This window comes from Methylobacterium sp. TK31 (assembly GCF_055361545.1).
In genome coordinates, this window is record NZ_CM143964.1 from 1,759,489 (window position 1) to 1,781,699 (window position 22,211).

The 22,211-nt window shown below is 71.6% G+C and carries 24 protein-coding genes; 10 read left to right on the top strand and 14 right to left on the bottom strand.

The window, feature by feature from the left end:
• Positions 1–16: 16 nt before the first annotated feature.
• The 4 genes from otnK to ACXJY8_RS08060 form a co-directional block, all read right to left on the bottom strand.
• Complete coding sequence (gene otnK / locus ACXJY8_RS08045; RefSeq protein ID WP_463778484.1) at positions 17–1,306, bottom strand: 3-oxo-tetronate kinase; 1,290 nt, start codon at positions 1,304–1,306, stop codon at positions 17–19.
• Positions 1,303–2,163, bottom strand: a complete 861-nt coding sequence (gene otnI / locus ACXJY8_RS08050; RefSeq protein WP_463778487.1) for a 2-oxo-tetronate isomerase — start codon at positions 2,161–2,163, stop codon at positions 1,303–1,305. The genes otnK and otnI overlap by 4 nt, the downstream gene beginning before the upstream one ends.
• Before the next feature lie 15 nt (positions 2,164–2,178).
• A complete protein-coding gene (gene ltnD / locus ACXJY8_RS08055; RefSeq protein ID WP_463778491.1) occupies positions 2,179–3,096 on the bottom strand; it encodes an L-threonate dehydrogenase in 918 nt (305 codons plus the stop codon).
• Positions 3,097–3,226: 130 nt separating this feature from the next.
• Positions 3,227–4,543 carry an MFS transporter gene (locus ACXJY8_RS08060; protein ID WP_463778493.1) on the bottom strand — a complete coding sequence of 439 codons (1,317 nt, stop codon included), beginning with the start codon at positions 4,541–4,543 and terminating at the stop codon, positions 3,227–3,229.
• A 186-nt stretch (positions 4,544–4,729) separates the two neighbouring features.
• Here ACXJY8_RS08060 and ACXJY8_RS08065 point away from each other — a divergent pair, with 186 nt between their 5' ends.
• Together ACXJY8_RS08065 and otnC are read left to right on the top strand one after the other, a co-directional pair.
• Entirely contained in the window at positions 4,730–5,758 is a 1,029-nt protein-coding gene (locus tag ACXJY8_RS08065; RefSeq protein WP_463778495.1) for a LacI family DNA-binding transcriptional regulator, read from the top strand.
• 35 nt (positions 5,759–5,793) lie between these two features.
• Positions 5,794–6,483, top strand: a complete 690-nt coding sequence (gene otnC / locus ACXJY8_RS08070; protein WP_463778498.1) for a 3-oxo-tetronate 4-phosphate decarboxylase — start codon at positions 5,794–5,796, stop codon at positions 6,481–6,483.
• 41 nt (positions 6,484–6,524) lie between these two features.
• On the opposite strand, the gene ACXJY8_RS08075 is transcribed toward otnC, so the two are convergent.
• Positions 6,525–7,619, bottom strand: coding sequence for an apurinic/apyrimidinic endonuclease family protein (locus tag ACXJY8_RS08075; RefSeq protein WP_463778501.1), 1,095 nt, complete (start codon positions 7,617–7,619; stop codon positions 6,525–6,527).
• A gap of 104 nt (positions 7,620–7,723) precedes the next feature.
• On the opposite strand from ACXJY8_RS08075, the gene ACXJY8_RS08080 reads away from it, so the two are divergent.
• The 4 genes from ACXJY8_RS08080 to ACXJY8_RS08095 all read left to right on the top strand — a co-directional run bounded on the left by ACXJY8_RS08080 (position 7,724) and on the right by ACXJY8_RS08095 (position 9,878).
• On the top strand, positions 7,724–8,128 hold the full coding sequence (locus tag ACXJY8_RS08080) for a hypothetical protein (protein WP_463778504.1): 405 nt from the start codon (positions 7,724–7,726) through the stop codon (positions 8,126–8,128).
• A gap of 127 nt (positions 8,129–8,255) precedes the next feature.
• The gene (locus tag ACXJY8_RS08085; protein ID WP_463778506.1) at positions 8,256–8,387 is read left to right on the top strand and encodes a hypothetical protein; all 132 of its coding nucleotides are present in this window, start codon (positions 8,256–8,258) and stop codon (positions 8,385–8,387) included.
• Positions 8,387–8,599, top strand: coding sequence for a hypothetical protein (locus tag ACXJY8_RS08090; RefSeq protein WP_108040341.1), 213 nt, complete (start codon positions 8,387–8,389; stop codon positions 8,597–8,599). Before ACXJY8_RS08085 ends, ACXJY8_RS08090 begins: the two co-directional genes overlap by 1 nt.
• A gap of 85 nt (positions 8,600–8,684) precedes the next feature.
• Positions 8,685–9,878 (top strand): MFS transporter, encoded by a 1,194-nt coding sequence (locus ACXJY8_RS08095; RefSeq protein WP_463778509.1) that lies wholly within the window; start codon positions 8,685–8,687, stop codon positions 9,876–9,878.
• Positions 9,879–9,885: 7 nt separating this feature from the next.
• On the opposite strand, the gene ACXJY8_RS08100 is transcribed toward ACXJY8_RS08095, so the two are convergent.
• The 3 genes from ACXJY8_RS08100 to ACXJY8_RS08110 all read right to left on the bottom strand — a co-directional run bounded on the left by ACXJY8_RS08100 (position 9,886) and on the right by ACXJY8_RS08110 (position 11,872).
• Positions 9,886–10,251 carry a TetR/AcrR family transcriptional regulator C-terminal domain-containing protein gene (locus tag ACXJY8_RS08100; protein WP_463778512.1) on the bottom strand — a complete coding sequence of 122 codons (366 nt, stop codon included), beginning with the start codon at positions 10,249–10,251 and terminating at the stop codon, positions 9,886–9,888.
• On the bottom strand, positions 10,200–10,541 hold the full coding sequence (locus ACXJY8_RS08105) for a TetR/AcrR family transcriptional regulator (protein WP_463778515.1): 342 nt from the start codon (positions 10,539–10,541) through the stop codon (positions 10,200–10,202). Before ACXJY8_RS08105 ends, ACXJY8_RS08100 begins: the two co-directional genes overlap by 52 nt.
• Before the next feature lie 101 nt (positions 10,542–10,642).
• The gene (locus ACXJY8_RS08110; protein WP_463778517.1) at positions 10,643–11,872 is read right to left on the bottom strand and encodes an acyl-CoA dehydrogenase; all 1,230 of its coding nucleotides are present in this window, start codon (positions 11,870–11,872) and stop codon (positions 10,643–10,645) included.
• Between the two features lie 184 nt (positions 11,873–12,056).
• Between ACXJY8_RS08110 and ACXJY8_RS08115 the strand changes: the two genes are divergently transcribed.
• The gene (locus ACXJY8_RS08115; RefSeq protein WP_463778519.1) at positions 12,057–13,310 is read left to right on the top strand and encodes a CaiB/BaiF CoA transferase family protein; all 1,254 of its coding nucleotides are present in this window, start codon (positions 12,057–12,059) and stop codon (positions 13,308–13,310) included.
• Here ACXJY8_RS08115 and ACXJY8_RS08120 read toward each other — a convergent pair.
• The 6 genes from ACXJY8_RS08120 to ACXJY8_RS08145 all read right to left on the bottom strand — a co-directional run bounded on the left by ACXJY8_RS08120 (position 13,291) and on the right by ACXJY8_RS08145 (position 19,434).
• Positions 13,291–14,091: a 2-keto-4-pentenoate hydratase gene (locus ACXJY8_RS08120; protein ID WP_463778521.1), complete on the bottom strand. Its 801-nt coding sequence runs from the start codon at positions 14,089–14,091 to the stop codon at positions 13,291–13,293. The genes ACXJY8_RS08115 and ACXJY8_RS08120 overlap by 20 nt on opposite strands.
• A gap of 103 nt (positions 14,092–14,194) precedes the next feature.
• Positions 14,195–15,913, bottom strand: coding sequence for an IlvD/Edd family dehydratase (locus ACXJY8_RS08125; RefSeq protein WP_463778523.1), 1,719 nt, complete (start codon positions 15,911–15,913; stop codon positions 14,195–14,197).
• Between the two features lie 22 nt (positions 15,914–15,935).
• Positions 15,936–16,871 (bottom strand): dihydrodipicolinate synthase family protein, encoded by a 936-nt coding sequence (locus tag ACXJY8_RS08130; protein WP_463778525.1) that lies wholly within the window; start codon positions 16,869–16,871, stop codon positions 15,936–15,938.
• Positions 16,872–17,144: 273 nt separating this feature from the next.
• The gene (locus ACXJY8_RS08135; protein WP_463778527.1) at positions 17,145–17,279 is read right to left on the bottom strand and encodes a hypothetical protein; all 135 of its coding nucleotides are present in this window, start codon (positions 17,277–17,279) and stop codon (positions 17,145–17,147) included.
• Between the two features lie 172 nt (positions 17,280–17,451).
• Positions 17,452–18,435, bottom strand: coding sequence for an NAD(P)-dependent oxidoreductase (locus tag ACXJY8_RS08140; protein WP_463778529.1), 984 nt, complete (start codon positions 18,433–18,435; stop codon positions 17,452–17,454).
• 60 nt (positions 18,436–18,495) lie between these two features.
• Positions 18,496–19,434, bottom strand: a complete 939-nt coding sequence (locus ACXJY8_RS08145; protein ID WP_463778532.1) for a 3-hydroxyacyl-CoA dehydrogenase NAD-binding domain-containing protein — start codon at positions 19,432–19,434, stop codon at positions 18,496–18,498.
• 114 nt (positions 19,435–19,548) lie between these two features.
• Between ACXJY8_RS08145 and ACXJY8_RS08150 the strand changes: the two genes are divergently transcribed.
• From ACXJY8_RS08150 to ACXJY8_RS08160, 3 genes are read left to right on the top strand one after another with little or no spacing between them, the layout of a single operon-like run.
• Positions 19,549–20,541 (top strand): ABC transporter substrate-binding protein, encoded by a 993-nt coding sequence (locus ACXJY8_RS08150; protein ID WP_463778535.1) that lies wholly within the window; start codon positions 19,549–19,551, stop codon positions 20,539–20,541.
• Between the two features lie 8 nt (positions 20,542–20,549).
• Positions 20,550–21,353: an ABC transporter permease gene (locus ACXJY8_RS08155; protein WP_463778538.1), complete on the top strand. Its 804-nt coding sequence runs from the start codon at positions 20,550–20,552 to the stop codon at positions 21,351–21,353.
• Between the two features lie 16 nt (positions 21,354–21,369).
• Complete coding sequence (locus ACXJY8_RS08160; RefSeq protein WP_463778541.1) at positions 21,370–22,164, top strand: ABC transporter ATP-binding protein; 795 nt, start codon at positions 21,370–21,372, stop codon at positions 22,162–22,164.
• Positions 22,165–22,211 lie beyond the last annotated feature (47 nt).

Sequence of the window (22,211 nt, forward strand, 5' to 3'; positions counted from 1 at the left end):
TTGTCCGGGAGGGAGCTCAGCGCATCAGGTCGAGGGCGCGGGGGAAGAAGTCGCGACCGCCGAAATTGCCGGATTTGAGGGCGAGGAGCATGGGCTCGCCGAGGCCTGCCGCCCCTGTCCCCAGGGTGCGCAGCACCGGTACGCCGGCGGCGATCTCGGGCCCGAGGCGGAAGGCCTTCAGCCCGAGCCGGTCGACGACCGCGCCGGAGGTCTCCCCGCCCGCCACCACGAGGCGGCGCACGCCGCGTGCGACCAGGCCTTCCGCGATGCGGGCCAGCGCATCCTCGAGGGCGTGGCCGACCCGGTCGCCGCCGTGGCGGGCCTGGAGGGCCCGCACGGTCTCGGGCTCGGCGCTGCTGGCGATGAGGATGGGGCCGGCGCCGACCTGCGCGCCGGCCCAGGCCAGGACGGCCTCGATCTCCGCATCCCCCGCGAGCACCCGTTCGGGGTCGAGGCGGTACACCGGCATCAGCACTTCGGCCGCCGCGATCTGGCCGAGGGTCGCCTGCGAGCAGCTGCCGGCGAGGCAGGCGGACAGCCCCCCCACCGGCGCGCCGAGATCCGCCGCGCTGTCCGGTGCGGCGGCGCGCCCGGCCGCGACCAGGGTACGGGCGAGGCCGAGGCCGAGACCGGAGGCGCCCACCGAGACCCGGTGGCCGAGCGCCGCCCTGCCGAGGGTCTCGAGATCGGCCTCGACGACGGCGTCCGCGATGGCCGCGCCCATACCCTCGGCGGCAAGCGCTTCGAGGCGCGCGGCCACGGCCTCGGGCCCCTGCGCCACGGTGGCGAAATCGACCAGGCCCACCGGCGCCGCGCTCTGGCGGGCCAGTACCCGGACGAGGTTGGCGTCCCGCATCGGGTTGAGGGGATGGTCCTTGAGCGGGCTCTCGTTCAGCGGCACCGCGCCGACGAAGAGGTTGCCCTGGTAGACGGTGCGCCCAGTCTCCGGAAAGGCGGGGGAGACGAGGGCGATGGCCTCGCCGGCATCGGCCCGCAGGGCGTCCAGGACGGGGCCGATATTGCCCGCGTCGGTGGAATCGAAGGTCGAGCAGATCTTGAACAGGACGTGGGCGGCGCCCCGCCCGCGCAGCCAGGCCTCCGCCGCGCGGGCGCGCGCCACGGCCTCCGCGGCCGGGATGGACCGGCTCTTCAGGGCCACCACGACGGCGTCGACACCGGCCAGATCCAGGTCGTCGGCGGGGATGCCGATGGTCTGGACCGTGCGCAGTCCCCCCTTGGTGAGCGTGTTGGCGAGGTCCGAGGCGCCGGTATAGTCGTCGGCCACCGATCCGAGGGCGAGGCTCATCGGGTGCCCTCCTGGACCTGGCGGGTACCCTCTTGGACTTGGCAAGTGCCCTCTTGGACTTGGCGGGTGCCCTCTTGGATCTGGGACCCGCGATAGGGCTCGAACCAGCCGAGGCCCGCCTCCGTGGCGGCGGCCGGATTGTACTCGCAGCCGACGAAGCCCGCATAGCCGAGCCGGTCGAGTTCGGCGAACAGGAAGGCGTCGTTCATCTCGCCGGTGCCGGGCTCGTGCCGGGCCGGGACGCTCGCGGTCTGCACGTGCCCGACCAGGGGCATCAGCGCGCGCAGGCGCGTGGTCACGTCCCCGTGCAGGATCTGGCAGTGGTAGAGGTCGAACTGGAGCTTCAGGTTCGGCAGGGCGAGGTCTTCGATCAGCCGGGCGGCGGCCCCGAAATCATCGAGGAAGTAGCCCGGCATGTTGCGGCCGTTGATCGGCTCCAGCACGAGGTCGAGGCCCTCGCGGGCCACGCGCTCGGCGGTCCAGGCCACGGCCCGGCGATAGGCCGCTTGCGCCCCGGGATCGGCGGCATCGGCCATGCCGGCCATGAGGTGGAGCCGGGCGACGCCCGTGGCCTTGGCGTAGGTCAGCCCGGTCTCGACGCCCGCCTGCAGCTCCGCGAATCGATCCGGCAGGGCGGCGAGGCCGCGCTCGCCCGCCGCCCAGTCGCCCGGCGGCAGGTTGAACAGGGCCTGGGTCAGCCCGAACCGCGCCAGTCGCTCGGCGATGGCTTGCGGAGCATGGTCGTAGGGGAACAGGAACTCGACCGCGGTAAAGCCCGCCGCGGCGGCGGCCGCGAAGCGGTCGAGGAAGGCGTGCTCCGTGAACATCAGGGTGAGGTTGGCGGCAAAGCGCGGCATGGGTTCGGGCTCCCTTCAGGCCTTGGGCGACGGCAGGGTGACGCCGGCCACCTGCGCGTAGAGGCGGGCCACCGAGGCGTCGTCGTCCCGGCCCATGCCGGAGCCCGAGGCCATCAGGAACATCTGCAGGGCGGCGGCGGCCACCGGCACGGGATACTTCTCGGCCCGCGCCATGTCCTGCACGATGCCGAGATCCTTGACGAAGATGTCGACCGCGCTCTTCGGGCTGTAGTCGCCGTCGAGCACGTGCGGCATCCGGTTCTCGAACATCCAGGAGTTGCCGGCCGACGCCGTGATCACCTCGTAGACCTTGCGCAGGTCGAGGCCCTGCTTGGCGGCAAAGCTCATCGCCTCGCTGGCGGCGGCGATGTGAACCCCGGCGAGCAATTGGTTGATCATCTTGAAGGCCGCGCCCTGCCCGGCCGCGTCGCCGAGCTCGTAGAGCTTGCCGGCCATGGCCTCGAGGGCCGGACGGGCCGCGTCGAAGGCCGCCTTGGTGCCGGAGGCCAGGAAGGTGAGTTCGCCCTCGGAGGCGCGGACGGCGCCCCCGCTCATCGGCGCGTCGAGGTAGTGGCGGCCGGTCTCCTCCAGACGGGCCGCGAGACGCCGGGCGATGGCCGGGTCCATGGTGGCGGAGGAGACGAACACCGCGCCTTCCCGCATGGTCTTCGCGGCGCCGTCGTGCCCGAACAGCACGGCCTCGGTCTGGGCGGCGTTGACCACGACGCAGATCACCACGTCGGCGCCCTCCGCCGCCGCCGCCGGGTTCGCCGCCGCCTGCCCGCCATTCGCGGCGAAGCGGGCGACGGCCTCCGGGTTCACGTCGCAGGCCGAAACCTGGAAGCCGGCCCGGAGGAGCGCGCCGGCCATGCCGGCGCCCATGGAGCCGAGGCCGATCACGGCCGCGCGCTGGGTCTGGGTGTTGATGCTCATGGGGACCTGTTCACTGGATGTCGGGATCAGGGGCGGTCGATTCGGAACGACGGTGCCGCGACCCGTCCCGTCATCCCGGGCTCTGCTGCGCAGCCCCGGAATGACGGTGCGGGTTACGGAGCCCTCCGGCTCAGCGGTTGACCACGTGCTTCGGGGTGACGAACACGCAGACCGCACCGATCACCAGCATCACGGCGAGCGCGTACATGCCGGCGGCGGTGCTGCCGGTGGAATCGCGCAGGGCGCCGATGACGTAGGGGCTGGCGAAGCCCGCGAGGTTGCCCACCGAGTTGATCAGCGCGATGCCGGCGGCAGCCCCCGCGCCGCTGAGGAAGGCGGTGGGCAGGGACCAGAACAGGGGCGCGCAGGTGAGCACGCCGCCGGCGGCGACGGCGAGCGCCGCGATGGCCACGACGGTGCTGCCCGTGCTGGCGGCGACCACGAAGCCCACCGCGCCGCAGAGGGCCGGGACGATGAGGTGCCAGCGGCGCTCGCGCATCCGGTCGGCGCTGCGGCCGAGCAGGATCATCACGAAGACCGCGAACAGGAACGGGATCGCGCTGACCAGGCCGATGTTCAGGTTGCCCTGGATGCCCGAGGCCTTGACGATGGTCGGCATCCAGAAGGTCAGGCCGTACTGGCCCGTGACGAAGGCGAAGTAGATCAGGCTCATGAACCAGATCCGGCCGTTGCGGAAGACGGTGGCGATGGAGTGCGGGCTCGCCTCCTTGCCGGCGCCATCGGCGGCGATGTCGCGCTCGATGACCTGCTGCTCGGCTGGATTCAGCCACTTGGCCTCGGCGGGGCGGTTGTCGAGGTAGAAGAACACCGCGAGGCCCACGATCACCGCCGGCACCGCCTCGATCAGGAACATCCACTGCCAGCCCGACAGGCCGTAGGTGCCGTTGAAGGCGTCCATGATCCAGCCGGAGAGCGGGTTGCCGAAGATGCCGGAGACGGGAATCGCCGACATGAACACCGCGATCACCCGGGCGCGGCGATGGGCCGGGAACCAGGTCGTCGTGTAGAGGATCACGCCCGGGTAGAAGCCCGCTTCCGCCAGACCCAGCAGGAAGCGCATGATGTAGAACGAGGTCGCCGAGTTCACGAACATGAACCCGGCGGAGATGATGCCCCAGGTGATCATGATGCGGGCGATCCAGACCCGGGCGCCGACCCGGTGCAGGATGACGTTCGAGGGCACCTCGAACAGGAAGTAGCCGATGAAGAACAGGCCGGCGCCGAGGCCGTAGACGGTCTCGCTGAAGCCCAGTTCCTGGGACATCTGGAGCTTGGCGAAGCCCACGTTCACGCGGTCGAGATAGGCGACCACGTAGCAGAGCATCAGGAACGGCACGAGCCGCCAGAAGACTTTGCGGTAGGTCTGTTCGACGAAATCCCCTGCGGGCGCATCGATGCCCCGCGCGCTGGCGGCTTGCACGCTCATGTTTCCTCCTGCCGGCGCGCGTCGCGCTGCGCCGTTCTGGCGTTGCACCAATTCTTGCGGCGCTACTCTTCATGGCAGCGCTTGCATCTTGCGTAACAGATGTTGGCAGCGCTGCCAATCTGATTGTTGTGAGCAACTAACCTTGCTATGGGCTGGACAGCCCGGGACCGGAGATGAAGGCCGACGATGAACGTCCAGAGGTCCCCGCAGGAATCCGAGCGCCGGCTCGTGACCCTGTCCGACGTCGCCCGCGAGGCCGGCGTCGGCGAGAGCACGGTCTCGCGGGTCCTGCGCAATCAGGGCTCGTTCTCCAAGCGCACGCAGGACCGGGTGGCGGAGGCGGTGGCCCGCCTCGGCTACGTGCCGAACCGGCTCGCCGGCATGCTGGCGGGCTCGGGCACCACGGCGGGAGCCAAGCTCGTGGGCATCATCATCCCGTCGCTGACCAACATCGTGTTCCCCGACCTCCTGCGGGGCGCCAACGCGGCCCTCGACCGCGGCGGCTTCCAGAGCGTGATCGGGGTCTCGGACTACGATCCCGAGCGTGAGGAGGCCCTGATCGGGGCCCTGCTCTCCTGGCGTCCCGCCGGTCTCATCGTCACCGGCCTCGAGCACACGGCCGGTGCGCTCGCGCGCCTGCGGGCGAGCGGCATCCGCATCGTCGAGATGATCGATACCGACGGAGTCGGCCTCGACATCGTGGTCGGGTTCTCCAACCGGGCGGTGGGCTGCGACAGCGCGCGGCACCTGCTGGCCCGGGGCTACCGGCGCATCGGCTATGTCGGCCACGACATCACGCGGGACCTGCGCGCCGCCAAGCGCCTGGCCGGTTTCCGCGAGACGCTGGCCCTTGCCGGGCACCCGCTGGCGGAGACCGAGATCGCGCCGGGCCCCTCCTCGGCGGCGGCCGGGCGCGAGGCCCTGGGGCGGCTCCTCGCCCGCAGGCCCGACCTCGACGCGGTCTACTTCTCCAACGACGACATGGCCCTCGGCGGCTACTTCCACTGCCTCGCCGAGGGGATCGCGGTGCCGGGGCGCCTCGCCCTGTTCGGCTTCAACGCCCTCGACATCGCCGCCGCGATGCCCCAGCCGCTGACCACCATCCGCACCCCGCGCCTGGAGATCGGTGCGGTCGCCGCCGAGCGCCTCGCGGCCGACGGCCCGGCCGAGACCGTCGACCTCGGCTACGAACTGATCGCGGGCGCCACCGCCTGAGATCGTCCCCTTCTCCGGTGACCTGAAGGACCGCCATGAGCGAGACGACGTGCGAATCGAAGCTTCGCGAACAGATCTGCCGGTTCGGCCGCTCGCTGTTCGAGCGCGGCCTGACGCCGGGCTCGTCGGGCAACATCTCCCTGCGCCTCGACGACGGCGGCTGGCTGGTGACGCCGACCAACGCCTCCCTCGGCTTCCTCGACCCGGGCACCATCTCGCGCCTCGACGCCACCGGCGCCCTGATCTCGGGCCACGCGCCCACCAAGGAGATTCCGCTGCACGCGGCGCTCTACGACAGCCGGCAGGAGGCCCGTGCCATCGTCCACCTGCACTCGACCCACGCGGTGGCGGTGTCGATGCTGCCCGAGATCGACCCGAAGGCGGTGCTGCCGCCCCTGACGCCCTATTACCTCATGCGCGCCGGGGCCACGGCCCTGGTGCCCTATTACCGGCCCGGCGACCCGGCCGTGGCGGATGCGATCCGGGGCCTTGCCGGCCGCTACGCCTCGGTGCTGCTGGCCAACCACGGCCCGGTGGTGGCCGGCGCCAGCCTGGAGAACGCGGTCTTCGCCACCGAGGAGCTGGAGGAGACGGCCAAGCTCTACCTCCTCCTGCGCAATCTCAATCCGCGCTACCTCAGCCCGGGCCAGGTGCAGGACCTCGTCAGCCATTTCGGTCTGACCCTGCCGGAGGCCGACGGACACGATCACGATCACGGTCACTGAGCGGCGCGCCGCAACGCTCGTGAGCGGCCGCGGTGCCGTCCTCAGGCCGCCACCTCGATCTGCGCCGTGGGCAGCGTCTGGGCGATCTCGGCGGCGATGCCGGCCGAGGCGATGTTCTTGGATTTCGCCTCGATCTCGAAATCCGCCCAGGCCATGTGGCGGGCCACCAGGGCGTTCACGGCGCGGTTCCACATCATGTCGGAATGGGCCGCGAGATCCCGCCAGTTGTGGCCGGCCTCGGTGAGCGCCGCGAAGTCCGGCAGGGCACCGGGGTCGTGCCCCTCCAGCAGGCCCTCGCGCGAGACGCTGATATGGGCCACCGGGCGCACGCCGCGCCAGGACTCGCGCACCCGGACGACACGGGGATCGTCGGGCTCGATATACTCCCCCCGGCTCTCGACCCAGTGATGGTGCAGGTCGAGCACCACCGGCACGACGTCGGCCAGACCCAGCACCGTGTCGAGGCCGAAGAAGTTCTCGTCGTTCTCCACCGTGAGGAGGTCGCGGGCCGTCTGCGAGAGCTTGGGCAGATTGGCGCGAAACCCTTCGATTCCGGGGTCGCGGGCGCCGACATGGATGTTGATGTGGGCCCCGTGCGGGTGCCAGCCGCGGCCGTAGCCGAGCATCGCCATGAGTTCGGCGTGGTGCTCCAGCTCCTCGATGCCGTTGCGCTGGGCCGCCGGGTTCTGCGAGGCGATGACGCAGAACGGGCCGGGATGGAAGCTGAGGCGCACCGCCCCCGTCCGGGCGATCTCGCCGATCCGGGCGAGGCCGTCCTCCACGAGCCGGCGCATCTCGGGCTCGGCATAGATGTCCTGCGCCACCGCATGGGTGTAGCCGGGCAGGACGTTGCTGGCGATCCGCAGCAGGCGCTCGATCGCCGGGCGGGCGGCGACCCAGGCCACCTGGCGCTCCAGGGCGCCGAGGTTGTGGCGCACGAGGCCTTCCAGCTTGTCCCGGCGCGCGGCGGGCGCCAGGGTCTTCAGATGCGCCATGGTGGCGTGGGTGAGGTTCATCTGCAGGGTCGCCTCGCGGGCGGCCTTCAGGGTCTTGAAGGGCTCGGACGGCGGTTCGAGGATGAACTTGCAGCAGAAGCCGAGGCGGGCGGGTGAAGCGGTCGCGGTTGAATCGGTCATGGGGCGATAACGCGGCGGAGCGCCTTTGGTGCAGGGCCGGAACCGGTGACCGGATGCGATGCGTTGCCCCCGCGCCGACGGTGCCGTCGGCGCCGGAGACCGCCATGGACGCCAAGCCCGCAGAGGCCAAGCCTACAGAGGCCAAGCTCGCAGATCAGGTCCGGCGCGCGGCCGATCTCGCCCGTCGCCTGACCCTGGCCTATCCGCGGGGATCCCGGCGCGACGACTTCCCGTTCGCCGTGGTGGCGGCCTTCGACGCCGAGATCCGGGGCCGCGTCGAGCGCGACCGCCGGATCGAGGACGAGCGCGACCGCGTGCTCATCGCCGCCGTCAACTTCGCCGAGACGCCACCCGAGCAGGAGCCCGAGGCCGTGGAGCCGGCCCGGCACGCCCTCATCGCGGCGATCGACTACCTCGAGGAGGCGACCCTGCGCTTCGGGATCGTCAACCGCGAGGGGGCACGGCTCGGATACGGCGCGTCCGGCCAGCGGGTCACGGCGCCGTCCTGACGGATTTTTCGCGGGCCGCCGCTGAATTTGTGATGCCCCGTCCTGAGACCCCGGGCCCCGCCCGCGCGTTACCCGCACCCGCCGACACGATCCCGGCGGTTCGTCCTCCCAGCGTGGTTCTCGTCCGATGCGTCGCCTTTTCCCCGTCTTCATCGCCGCCGTCGCCCTCCTGGCGGGGCTGATCCTGTTCTCCTTCGTCAAGCACGGCGACACCGCCCACACCCAGCCGGTGCCGGAAGCCGGGGCGAGCGCCCGCTGATGCCGCGCTGGCTGCCGCTGGCGGGCGCCGCCCTCCTCGCCATCCTGGTGGTGATCGGCCTCGGCCTGTGGAAGTACGACCGCCTGCAGGAGGCGCGCATCGAGAACGGCGGACGCCCGGCCATTCCCGCCTGCGCGCCCGACCGCGTCGGCGAGACGGGACTGGCCGCCAACTGCCCCGGCACCGCCTTTCCGCCCGCCAAGGCTCCCTGAGGAATCGTGGCCCCCTGAGGGATCGTGGCCCCCTGACGCATCGGACGTCGGTCCGACGTCCCGGCACGGAGGAGAGGCTGGACGGATGCGTGGTCCCCCTGCCCGGTCCGGCCTCGGCTCCTTCCCGGCCTTCGTCGGCCTGCAGGGCGGCCTCTATGCCGCCTACGGGACGGTCTCGCCCTTCCTGCCGAGCTTCCTCGGCGAGCACGGGCTCGACGCCTCCGAGATCGGGATCGTGCTCGCTGCCGGCACGCTGATGCGGCTCGTGGCCGGGCCGGCGGCGGGGCGGATCGCGGACCGCCTCGACGCCACCCGGACGGTGGTGGCCGCCGGTGCCGCCGCCGCCGGGCTCCTGGCCTTCGCCACCCTCCTCGGGCACGGCTTCCCCGCGCTCCTCGTCCTCGGCCTCGCCCAGGCCGTCGCCCTCGCCGGCCTGGCGCCCCTGGCCGACGCCCTCACCCTCGCGGCTGCGGAGCGGGAGAGGACCTTCGCCTATGGCTGGGTCCGGGGCGCCGGGTCCGCCGCCTTCATCCTGGCGACCCTGGTGTCCGGACAGGCCGTCGCCTGGGCCGGGCTGTCCAGCGTCCTGGTCTCGAGCGGCCTGCTCTTCCTCCTCACCGCCCTCGCCGCCCGCCGGGTTCCCGCCGCCCCGCGGGCGGCGGGACGGGATGGGCCTGGCCCGCCGCAATCCGCCCGCCACGCCCTGCGCGAGTTGCTCGCGATCCCGCTCTTCCGGCGGGTGCTCCTGGTGGCGGCCCTCGTGATCGGCAGCCACGCCCTGCACGAGGCCTTCGCGGTGATCCGCTGGCGCGCGGCCGGCCTCGGCCCCGGAACCGTCAGCCTGCTCTGGTCGCTGGCCGTGCTCTCGGAGGTCGTGGTGTTCGTCCTGGGCGGGGCCCGGCTGCTGGACCGCCTCGGCACCGCCGGGGCGGCGATGCTGGCGGCCGGGGCCGGAATCCTGCGCTGGGCGATCATGGCGACGACGGTGGCGGTGCCGATGCTGGCGATCGGCCAGGCCCTGCACGGGTTCACCTTCGCGCTGCTGCATCTGGCCAACATGCGCCTCCTCGCCGACCTCGTGCCCGCCCGCAGCGCGGCCACCGCCCAGACCCTCTACGCGACCCTGGGCCTCGGGCTCGCCAACACCGTCCTGACCGGGCTGTCCGGGTGGCTCTACGGACGGCTCGGAGCGGATGCGTTCTGGAGCATGGCGGCGCTCTGCGTCCTGGCCCTGCCCCTGGCGGCAAGCCTCCGGAGTCCGAATTCGCGGGCCGCCTGACGCGGGATCAGGGCCGGCAGGCCCGCAGGAAGAAATTGAGCGACCGCTTCAGCGTCTCGCGCCTGACATGGGTCATGCCCGGCCGCTCCACGCCCGGCTGCGTCCGGTCCACGAAGCCCCGGATGGTCAGACCCAGGAACGCATCGGCAGCGTGCCGGACATCGTCCACCGCGAGCGCGCCCGAGCGGACCCCGTCCTCCAGGCAGCGGTCTACCAGGGGCACCACCCGCGCCAGTCCGAATTCGTGGAGGGCCCGGGCGAATTCCGGGAAGCGGCCGGCCTCGGCCACCATGACCCGCCGGAACGCGATGCAATCCGGCGTCACCACGGTCTCGAGGATCGCCAGGGCGATGCGGTGGAGCCGTCCCTCCACGGACCCGGCCGCCGCGCGGCCACCTTCTCGATGGAGGGCACGTTCTCCTCGATGAAGCGCACGCAGACGGCCTCGAAAAGATCCACCTTGGAGGCGAAGCGCGTGTCGATCGTCTTCTTCGGGAGGCCGGCGGAGCCCGCGATGGCATCGATGCCCGCCGCCTCGAAGCCCTCCGTGAGGAACACGACCTTGGCGGCCGCGAGGACGCGCAGAAGCACGTCGCCCTCGCTCCCGCGCGGCGGGCGGCCGAGGCGCCGGGGCGGCGACGGCATCACGTCCCCCTGACTCACGGCGCGGTGTCCTCCCCCCGGAAACGACGCCAGTCCTGTCCGGAGAAGACCAGGGACGCGGCGCGGTGCCGATGTGGACCGGCGACGGTCCTCCCGCTCCGTCAGAAGAACGCCTGCAGGCCCGTCTGCGCCCGGCCGAGGATCAATGCGTGGACGTCGTGCGTGCCTTCGTAGGTGTTCACCGTCTCGAGGTTCTGGGCATGGCGCATCACGTGGTACTCGCCCATGATGCCGTTGCCGCCGTGCATGTCCCGGGCGACCCGGGCGATGTCGAGCGCCTTGCCGCAATTGTTGCGCTTGATCAGCGAGATCATCTCGGGGGCCATCCGGCCTTCGTCGAACAGGCGACCGACCCGCAGGGCGGCCTGGAGCCCGAGGGCGATCTCGGTCTGCATGTCGGCGAGCTTCTTCTGCACGAGCTGGGTCTGGGCCAGCGGCCGGCCGAACTGCTTGCGCTCCAGGGTGTAGGACCGGGCCCGGTGCCAGCAATCCTCGGCCGCGCCCATGGCGCCCCAGGCGATGCCGTAACGCGCCCGGTTGAGGCAGCCGAACGGCCCCTTCAGACCCGAGACGTTGGGCAGGAGCGCGTCCTCGCCGACCTCGACATCCTCCATCACGATCTCCCCCGTGGTGGAGGCGCGCAGGGAAAGCTTGCCCTTCAGGGTCGGGGCCGAGAGGCCCTTCATGCCCTTCTCCAGGATGAAGCCCCGGATCGCACCCTCATGCGCCTCGGACTTGGCCCAGACCACGAAGACGTCCGCGAAGGGCGCATTCGAGATCCACATCTTGGCCCCCGACAGGCGGTAGCCCCCGTCGGTCCTGACCGCCTTCGTCTTCATCCCGGCCGGGTCCGAACCGGCATCGGGCTCGGTCAGGCCGAAGCAGCCGATCCACGCCCCCGAGGCGAGCTTGGGCAGGAACTTCAGGCGCTGCGCCTCCGAGCCGTAGGCGTGGATCGGGTACATCACCAGGGAGGATTGCACGCTCATCATCGAGCGGTAGCCGGAATCCACCGCCTCGACGGCGCGGGCCACGAGGCCGTAGGCGACGTAGCTCGCATCGGCGCCGCCGTATTCCTCGGGCAGGGTGACGCCGAGGAGCCCGCGCTCGCCCATCTTCCGGAACAGCTCCGGATTGCTGGTCTCCTGCGCGTAGGCCTCGACGATGCCGGGCAGGAGTTCCTCCTGGGCGAAGGCCCGGGCGGCCTCGTGGATGGCGCGCTCGTCCTCGGTGAGCTGGTCGTCGAGGAGGAAGGGGTCGTCCCAGGCGAAGCCCGCCGAGGCGGGGGCTTCGGGCGCGGCGGAGCCGGGCGGGCGCGTCGGGGCGTTCATGGGCGGTTCCTCGAGGTTTCTTCGCGTTCCGCCGATCCTATCAGGCCGCGCCGCGGAGGCCACCTATGCGGCCCGGCCCTTGTCGCCGGATCGAGCGGACCGGAATCCTGATAGACAGATGCGGATCGAAGCGGCGCCCCGGATGCCGGACCAGAGGCCGCACCTGCGAGACGGAGAACCGACCATGGGCGAGACGACCGCGCGCGACGACGGCCCCGAGCCCCTCCCGCGGCCCCTGCCGCTGGACGGCATCCGCGTGCTCGACCTCTCGCGCGTGCTCGCCGGACCCTGGAGCGCGATGTGCCTCGGCGACCTCGGTGCCGAGGTGATCAAGGTCGAACATCCGGAGCGCGGCGACGACACCCGCGACTGGGGCCTGCGCACAGGGGCGACCAACACCTCCTACTTCGACGCCGCCAACCGCAACAAGCGCTCGATCACCCTCGACCTCGCCACCCCGGACGGGCTCGCGGTGGCCCGCGACCTCGCCCGCACCTGCGACGTGGTGATTCAGAACTTCAAGACCGGGGGCGCGGATCGCCTCGGCCTCGGCTACGCCGCCCTCAGCGCCGAGAACCCGCGCCTGATCTACTGTTCGATCTCCGGCTACGCCTCGGACGGGCCGGAGGCGACCCGGCCCGGCTACGACATCGTGGTCCAGGGCGAGGCCGGCCTGATGGCGCTCAACGGCGAGGCCGAGCGGCCGCCCCTCAAGTTCGGCCTCGCGGCGGTCGACCTCTTCACCGGGCAATATGCGGCACAAGGGGTGCTCGCCGCCCTGTTCGAGCGCGAGCGCACCGGGCGCGGGCGCCACATCGAGCTCGCCCTCTTCGATTGCGGCCTGGCACTGACCGCCTATTGCGGCCTGGAGGCGATGGTGCGTGGGCACGACCCCGTCCGCGCCGGCAACGCCCACCCGTCGATCGCCCCCTACGGCGTGTTCGAGACCGGGGACGGGCCCGTCGTGCTGGCGGTGGGCAACAACGGCCAGTACCGCCGCCTCTGCGACGAGGTGCTGGCGCGCCCCGATCTCGCTACGGACCCCCGCTTCGCCACGAACCTGGAACGCTCCTGCAACCGTGCGCAGCTTCTGCCGGTGATCGAGGCCGAACTCGCCCGCTGGACCCGCGCCGCGCTCATCGCCCGGCTCGACGCGGCCGGCATCCCCTGCGGCGAGGTGCTGGGCCTGCACGAGGCCCTGACCTCCGACCGGGCCCGCGCCGGCAATCTCGTGCTGCCCCAGGGCGGCGACGCCGGACCCGCCGCTCATGTTCTCGCGCCCCCCTATCGGCTCGACGGGGAGCGCCTGCCCGTCCGCCGGATGCCGCCCGCCCTCGGGGCGTCGAGCGCCGAGATCCGGGCGGATTGCGCGGCGCGCCGCGCCGCGCAATCCGAATCGGAGCGCCGGGCCGCCCCGCTCAAACCGGCAGGAGCGTGAACCCCAGGCTCTGATCGAGGAACCGGGCCGTGATCCGGCCCGGTCCGGCTAGGTCGAAGGGCACCGAGAGCGTGCCGGTCGAAACGATGCTGCCCGCGGGGATCGTCAGGCCGCGCTCGCGCGCCACGGCCATCAGGTCGGTGAGGGCGGCCAGGGGATCGGTCTCGTCCTCCCCCGTCACGGCCCGAACCCGCTCGGCGCCGTCGACCTCGACCGCCAGGCTGCGCGCGATTGCGGCGCGGTCTTCCGTCGCGAAGGCCGGGCCGAGCACCAGGGCCTGGAAGGCGGAATTGTCGGCCGCGAAGCTCGGCCAGCCGACGGCACGCCGGTCCACGAAGCGGGACAGCACGAGCTCGAACGCCGCCCGGGTCTCGCCGACGACCTCGGCCGCCGGGACCACGGGCGCGTCGGGGGGGATGTCGCGGGCGATCACGTAGGCGATCTCGAACTCGATCGTCACCGCCCCGGCATGCGGCATCCGCAGTTCGGCCCCCTCGCCGTAAAGCCGGTCCCGCAGCACCCGCCCGGCGATGGAGCGTCCGACTCCCGAACTGCGCTTGCCCCTATGACTGCCGATGGCGAGCTTCCAGCCGGCGGGTTTGGCGCCCAGCGCCGCCACGAGCCGATCCTGGACGTCGTAGCCCTCGGACATCGTCCGCGGCCGAAGGGCCTCGGGCAGTTCGACGAACTGACGCCCGTCGCGATAGGCGGCCAGCAGCATATCCGCGGCGGGCTGGGGATCGAAGGCTTCGGGAATCGCTTCGGGAATCGCTTCGGACATGGCGGACCTCTTCGCGGCATCGATACGAGAGCCCTGCCTCTAGCGGATTTTTCGCGCCCGCGGATGGATCCGTTCGGATTCCATCGCGAGTGGTCCGCAGGTCCTACCGCTCCGTCCCACGCGCCGGCTCGGCGCGCAGGAAGTCGAAGTCGCAGCCCTCGTCGGCCTGCAGCACCGTGTCGTAGAACAGGTGCGCGTAGCCGCGCTTGGCCCAGTCCGGCCTGCGAGACGGGTCGAGGGCGGCGCGGCGGGCCTCCAGCTCCGCGTCGTCGACCAGCACGTCGATCCGCCGGCCGGCCGTGTCGAGGCGGATGCGGTCGCCGGTCCGGACGAGGCCGAGGGGACCGCCGACGGCCGATTCTGGCGTGATGTGGAGGACGATGGTGCCGAAGGCCGTCCCGCTCATGCGCGCGTCGGAGATGCGCACCATGTCCTTGATCCCGCGCGCCAGGATCTTCTTCGGGATCGGCAGGTAGCCCGCCTCCGGCATGCCGGGTGCGCCTTTCGGGCCGCCGTTCTGGAGGACGAGGACGTCGTCCGGCCCGACCTCAAGATCGGGGTCGTCGATCCGGGCGGTCATGTCGGCGATGGAGGCGAACACCACGGCCCGCCCCGTGTGCTGGAGCAGGGCCGGACTCGCGGCGCTGTGCTTGATCAGGGCGCCGCGCGGGGCGAGGTTGCCGCGCAGCACCGCCATGGCCCCCACGGGCTTGATCGGGTCATCGGCGGACCGGATCACGGTCTGACCCGGGACCGTCTCGGCCGCCGCCACCACGTCGCGCAGGGTCCCGCCCGCGACCGTGCCGGCGTCGAGGTCGATCAGCGCCCCCAGGTTCCGCAGGAGGGCCGGTACGCCGCCGGCATGGTGGAAGTGCTCCATGTAGTGCTGGCCCGAGGGCTTCAGGTCGACGAGCACCGGCACCGCGCGCCCGAGGGCGTCGAAGGCGTCGAGGTCGACGGCGTGCGGCGTCCGGTTGGCGATGGCGGTGAGGTGGATCAGGCCGTTGGTCGAGCCGCCGATCGCCTGCAGCACGACCTCGGCGTTGCGGAAGGCGGCCGGGGTCAGGAGCGCGCTCGGGCGCGGGCCGCCCGACAGCGCCATTTCCGTGGCGCGGCGCCCGCTGAGTTCGGCGATGCGGATGCGCTCGGCATGGGGGGCCGGCACCGTGGCGCTCATGGGCAGGGACAGGCCGAGCGCCTCCGTCACGCAGGCCATGGTGCTGGCGGTGCCCATCACCATGCAGGTGCCCACCGAGGGCGCGAGGCGGCCATTGACCCGCTCGATCTCGCCTTCGTCGATCTCGCCGGCCCGGTGTGCGCTCCAGAGCCGGCGGCAGTCCGTGCAGGCGCCCAGCACCTCGCCCTTGTGGTGGCCGACCACCATCGGGCCGACGGGGATGACCACGGTGGGCAGGTCGACGCTCGCCGCCGCCATGATCTGCGCCGGCAGGGTCTTGTCGCAGCCGCCGATGACGACGACCGCGTCCATCGGCTGGGCCCGCAGCATCTCCTCGGTGTCCATCGCCATGAGGTTGCGCAGGAACATCGAGGTCGGGTGCGCGAAGCTCTCGTGGATCGAGATCGTCGGGAACACCATGGGCAGGCCGCCGGCCAGCATCACCCCGCGCTTGGCCGCCTCGATCAGGGCCGGGGCGTTGCCGTGGCACGGGTTGTAGTCGCTGGCCGTGTTGGTGATGCCCACGATAGGCCGGTCGAGGGCGTCGTCCGAGTAGCCCGCCGCCTTGATGAAGGCCTTGCGCAGGAACAGGGAGAAGCCCGCGTCGCCGTAGCTGGTGAGGCCCTTGCGCAGACCCTTGCTCATGATGCTCGTCCCGGTCCGGGTGTCAGGGGGCCACGCGGGCGCGCGGATCGACGCGGGCGATGCGCGACAGGAGGTAGTCGACCTCCGCCTTGCTCTGGGCCGACAGGCTCGCGGCCGGCTTGCGCTGGGCGTCCGAGGTGAAGATCCCGCGCTTCCGGAAGACGTACTTGCGCACGGCCAGGCCCAGGGGGCCCTGCTGCTGCTCGTATCGCAGATACGGCAGGTGCGCGTCGAACAGGTCGTGCGCCGCGTCGCGCTCCCCGGCCCGCGACAGACGCACGACGTCGACGAGCATCTCCGGGAATGCGTAGCCGGTGTTGGCCCCGTCCGCGCCGCGTTCCATCTCGAAATCGAGGAACAGGCCGCCATTGCCGGTGAGGATCGCGATGTGGCGCATCGAGCCGTCCTGCTCGAAGCCGCGCAGGGCGGTGATCTTGTCGAGGCCGGGCCAGTCCTCGTGCTTGAGCATGACGCAGGACGGGGTCTCGGTGACGATCCGGCGGATGACGGCGGGCGTCATCACCACCGAGAAGGTGAGCGGATAGTCCTGGATCACGAAGGGCACGTCGGGGCCGATCGCCTCGGCGGCGTTGCGGTAATAGGCCACCACCTGGTCGTCGGTGCGCAGGGTGTTGGGCGGCCCGATCATGACGCCGGCCGCACCCAGGTCCATCACCTCGCGGGCGAGCGACCGCATGGCCGCGAAGCCCGGGGCCGAGACGCCCACGAGGACCGGCACGTCCACGCGCCCGATCACCCGCCGGGCGATGGCGACCGCCTCGGCGTGGTCGAGCTTCGGCGCCTCGCCGAGCTGGCCCAGGATGGTGAGGCCGTCGATGCCCGCGCCGAGGAAGAACTCGGACATCCGGTCGAGGGAGGTCTCGTCGACCCGGCCGTCGGGATGGAAGGGCGTCGGGGCGATGGGGATCACGCCCTTGATCGCACTGGTCAGAGCCATGGTGTCCTCCCTCGAGAAACCCGCGCGGCCGCGCCGGGCCCAGGGCACGTCGGACACTCAGGATCGTCCCGCCATCGACGCGGGCGCAATCCGAGATCCAGCGGCCCTGTCCTCCGCTTCGGTCGCCGACGCGCGGTCGCGGCGCGCCCCGGGGGAGGTGTCCTCCGCCCTCCGGCAGGAGCCCGTTCTACAGGTTCGCGGCGGCGGCGATAAGCCGGGGACGGCGATGTTCGGCCGAACCGGGATGGAGGACCGGTCGGGCTGGCCTCCGGCTCAGACCGGGTGGGCGCCGGCGTCGATGAGGCGCTGGTAATGGCCGAGCCAGGCCTGGATCATGCGGGCGAACAGGCTGTCGGCGGCCGGCAGGCGGGGCCGGGCGGCGGCGGAAACGGCGGGGGCGGCGGACATGGCGATCTCGCGAGGTCTGGGGATGCGGGCGGGGCACCCGCGATGACCGCGACTTGAACTCGATGCTGCGCTGCAGCAATCGCCCCCTCGGTCTGGGAACCCTGCGTACGACGCATGACGGAGCGGGAAATCCTTAACCGACCCGTGCCGTGCGCAGCCGAAGCGCCCAAACTCAGCCCGGAGCTCGCAGGGCTTCCGGGTTGACGAGGTTCGGGGGCGCCGTGCCGCGCAGGATGCACAGCATCGCCTCGGCGGCGCCGAGGCCCATCACCCGCAGGCTGGCGGCAGAGGTGCCGGCGATGTGCGGGGTGAGGAGCAGGTTCGGGCAGCCGAAATAGGGATGGTCCCCGGGCAGGGGCTGGGTCGCGAACACGTCGAGGGCCGCGCCCCCGATCGCCCCCGCCCGCAGGGCCGCCGCGAGGGCGTCGTCCCGCACGATGGGGCCGCGCGCCACGTTGATCAGCACGGCGTCGGGCCGCATCCGGCCGATCAGGCCGGCATCGACGAGGCCGCGGGTCTCCGGCGTCAGCGGGGAGGCGACGACGACGGCGTCGCTTCCCGCGAACAGGGTCTCGCGGTCCACCGGTTCGATCAGGCCGCCGGCGGTGCCGGCGCTGCGGGAATGGCCGAGCACCCGCATGCCGAAGCCGTGTCGGGCGATGGCGGCGACGCGGCGCCCGATCTCGCCGGTGCCGAGGATGCCGATCGTCGTCCCGCCGATCTCGCCGAGGTCGCTCGCCAGCGACTTCGCCGGGAGCCAGCCGCTCTCGCGCAGCGTCCGGTCCAGCGGCCCCAGGCGCCGGCGCAGGTGGAGCAGGGCCGAGAAGACGTATTCGGCCACCGCCTGGGTGTTGCTGCCCGGCAGGTTGGCCACCGGGATGCCGCGGGCGGTCGCCGCCTCCAGGGGCACGAAGTCGAGCCCGACGCCGTGGCGGACGATGCCGCGCAGGTTCGGCGCGTGGTCGAGGATGTCGTCGGGCAGCTGCGCCCGCACGATCAGGCCCGCCGCCTCGGCCGAAAGGGCGCGCAGGGTTTCGGGCCGGGTGTCCGCGGCGGCGACCACCCGGGCCTCGTCCGAGAGCCGGGCTACCGCCTCAGGGTGGATGGGGTTGGTGAGGACGACCAGGGGTCGGCGATCCGGTGGGGATGCGGTCACGGTCTGTCAGCCTTCGGGGATACGGCGGATCGGGGATCTGGAACGGTGGCATGCAGGGGCTCAGGGGCCCTCGCCCGCCACCTCGGTGCGGGCCTTGAGGATCTCGATCAGGGCACGGTCGCGGCGCTCGGCGAGGGTCTGGAGCGAGCGGCCGGCGGCCTCCGCCTCGATCCCGGCCACGATCCGGTCCTTCACGGCCTCGGTCAGCTCCGGGGTTCCGAGGCTGGCCCAGCGCCGAACCTGGCTGGGACCGAGATGGTCGAGATAGTGCCGGATGCCGCCCTCCCCGCCGCCGAGGTGATAGGTCATGTGCGGGCCCATCGCGGCCCAGCGCAGGCCGGGACCGTTGCACAGGGCGGCGTCGATGTCGGCGACGCTCGCGACGCCCTCGGCCACGAGGTTCACGGCCTCGCGATAGAGGGCCGAGGCGAGGCGGTTGGCGATATGGCCCGGCATCTCGCGCTGGAGCACCACCGGCCGGCGTCCGAGCCGGGCGTAGAAGGCGGCGGCCCGCGCCGCCGTGGCGGCGTCGCCGGCCACGATCTCCACCAGGGGCACGAGGTGGGGCGGGTGGAACGGATGCGCCACCAGGATCCGCTCGGGCCGGGCGCAATCGGCGACGAGGGCGCTGCGCAGCATGGCGGAGGTGCTCGAGGCGACGAGGACCGCGGGGGGCAGCCGGCGATCGACCTCCGCCAGCAGGGCGCGCTTGACCGCCTCGTTCTCCGGCGCGTTCTCCTGCACGAAGCCGGTCCCGGCCAGGGCCTCCTCCAGGCCGTCGTGGAAGCGCAGGGTGCCCTGCCCGCTCAGGCCGAGCTCGGCCAGCTGCCGCCGCGCCGCCTCGACCGCGCGGGCGGCACCCGCCTCGAAGCCGGGCGACGGATCGTAGGCCGCCACGTCGAGTCCGTGGGCGAGGAACAGGGCCGCCCAGCTGGCACCCAGGGTGCCGCAGCCCAGCACGGTGACCCGCTCGATTTCATCCGTTTCAATGGCTCTCAAAACTCTCTCCGGGGCGGGTTTACTTTCGAATCCAGAATACGCTTATTCAACCCCGTACCGACCGTTCTCACGGCGGACGAAGCGGGCGACACGACCCGCGACCGGAGGAAACCGATGCTTACACGCAACGCGACGGCGCGCGCCGCCCTGCTGGTTCTCGCGACTCTGGGTGCCCTCGGCAGCGCCCGGGCGGAGGACGTGGTCCGCCTCGGCAACCTCAAATTCGCCCATTACGGGGCCATCTCCTACATGAAGGAGATCGCCCCGAAATACGGCCTGAAGATCGACGAGAAGGTCTTCGCCAAGGGGGCCGACATCTATCCCGCCATGGCGGTGGACCAGATCGACATCTCCGCCTCCGGTGCCGACGGCGCCGTGGCCGCCCGCGGCAACGGCGTGAAGCTCTACGTGGTGGCGGGCTTCGCCAATGGCGGCGTGCGCATCCTGCGCCGGCCCGACCTCGACACGGTCAAGACCCTAAAGGACGTGAAGGGCCTCAAGGTCGCCACCGTCCGCGGCGGCACCCAGGACCTGATGCTGCTGGCCGAGCTCGACAAGCACGGGATGACCTGGTCGGAGCGGCCCGGCAAGGACGTGCAGCTGATCTATTTCAACAACTACGCCGACCTGAACCAGGCCCTGTCGCAGAAATACGTCGACGTCATCTGCCAGAGCGAGCCGCAATCCACGCAGGCGATCAGCGCCGGCTACGCCACCGAGGTGGTCAAGCCCTACGACACCCCCATCGGCGTGCCGGTGCGCCCGCTGGTGATGACCGAGAAGATGTACAACGAGCGCCCCGAGGTCGCCGCCAAGGTGCTCAAGCTGTTCGTCGCCGCCACCAAGGCCTTCATCGACGATCCGGCGCTCGCCGAGAAGTACGTCCGCGAGAGCGTGTTCAAGGGCCAGCTCTCGAGCCAGGATTTCCGCGATGGCATGGCCAACGCCAAGTACACCTACGACGTGCCGGCCGGGCACATGCAGACCACGACCGACTACATGATGAAGTACGGCCTCGGTAAGATGGTGAACCCGCCCAAATCCGATGCCGAGTGGGTGAAGACCGACCTCCTCGAAAAGGCGAAAGCCGAACTCAAGACGAACTGAGCGTCGCGATGAACCGGTTTCGCGGCGCCCTCGTCCCCCTTGCCCTCCTGATCCTGTGGGAGATCCTGAGCCGGGCCGGCGTGTTCTCCCCCATTGTCCTGCCGCCGCCGAGCGCGGTGGCGGCGAAGTGGTACTCGGGCCTCCTGCCCGGCCTGCCCTACGATCCGGCCACCGAGAGCTACTGGCACTGGATGTTCTCCGGTGAGATGCCGCACGACGCGGTGGCGAGCCTCACCCGCGTGGTGATGGGCTTCTGCGTCGGGGCCGGCCTCGCGGTGCCGATCGGGCTCGTCCTCGGGACCAGCGACCGGCTCTACGGATTGTTCAACCCGCTGCTGCAGATCCTGCGGCCGATCCCGCCCATCGCCTACATCCCGCTCGCCATCGTCTGGTTCGGCCTCGGCAATCCGCCGGCCCTGTTCCTGATCGCGCTCGGCACCTTCTTCCCCGTGCTGGTCAACACCATCGCGGGGGTGCGGCAGGTCGACTCGATCTACATCCGCGCGGCGCGCAACCTCGGGGCGAATTCCTGGACGATGTTCCGCCGGGTGATCCTGCCGGCGGCGAGCCCCTTCGTGCTGGCGGGCATGCGGATCGGCATCGGCACCGCCTTCATCGTGGTCATCGTCGCCGAGATGATCGCGGTCTCGGACGGGCTCGGCTACCGCATCCTGGAGGCGCGCGAGTACATGTGGTCCGACAAGATCATCGGCGGCATGCTGACCATCGGCGTCCTCGGCCTCATCATCGACGGGGCGATGTCGCGCCTCAACGATCACCTCCTGCGCTGGCACCGCGGCCTTGAACGCTGAACCGGGACGCCTGATCATGTCGGCGCAAATCGAGATCGCCCACGCCAGCAAGGTGTTCGGGACGGGTGCCGGCGCCGTGCCGGCCCTGGACGACATCACCGCGACGGTGCCGGAGGGGCAGTTCCTCTGCCTGCTCGGGCCCTCCGGCTGCGGCAAGTCCACCCTGCTCAACGCCATCGCGGGCTTCACGCCGCTCAGCGCCGGGCGGATCACCATGGGCGGGCGCCCCGTAACCGAGCCGGGGCCCGACCGCGGCATGGTCTTCCAGGAATACGCGCTGTTTCCCTGGATGAACGTGGAGGACAACGTCCGATTCGGCCTCGACATCCGGGGCGTGCCGCGGGCCGACGCCACCGTGACGGTCGACCGCATCGTGGCCACCCTCGGCCTGTCGGATTTCCGCAAGCGCTATCCGAAGGACCTCTCCGGCGGCATGCGCCAGCGCGTGGCCATCGCGCGCATCCTGGCGCTCGACCCGCCGGTGATGCTGATGGACGAGCCCTTCGGGGCGCTGGACGCCCTGACCCGGCGCACCCTGCAGGACGAGCTCCTGCGGATCTGGGCCGAGTACCGCAAGACGGTGGTCTTCGTCACCCATTCCATCGAGGAGGCGATCTACCTCGCCGACCGCATCCTCGTGATGACCTACCGCCCCGGGCGCATCAAGCGCGACCTCACGGTGGAGATCCCGCGCCCGCGCGACACGGCCTCGGGCGAGTTCAACGCCCTGAAGCGCGAACTCGCCGGCCTGGTGATGGCCGAGCAGCAGCGCTTCACCAGCGCGGAGCTGCACGGCGCGGCCGTGGATTGAACGGGTCCCCGGAGACCGCACAGAAGAACGCCCGCAGGCCGGAGGGC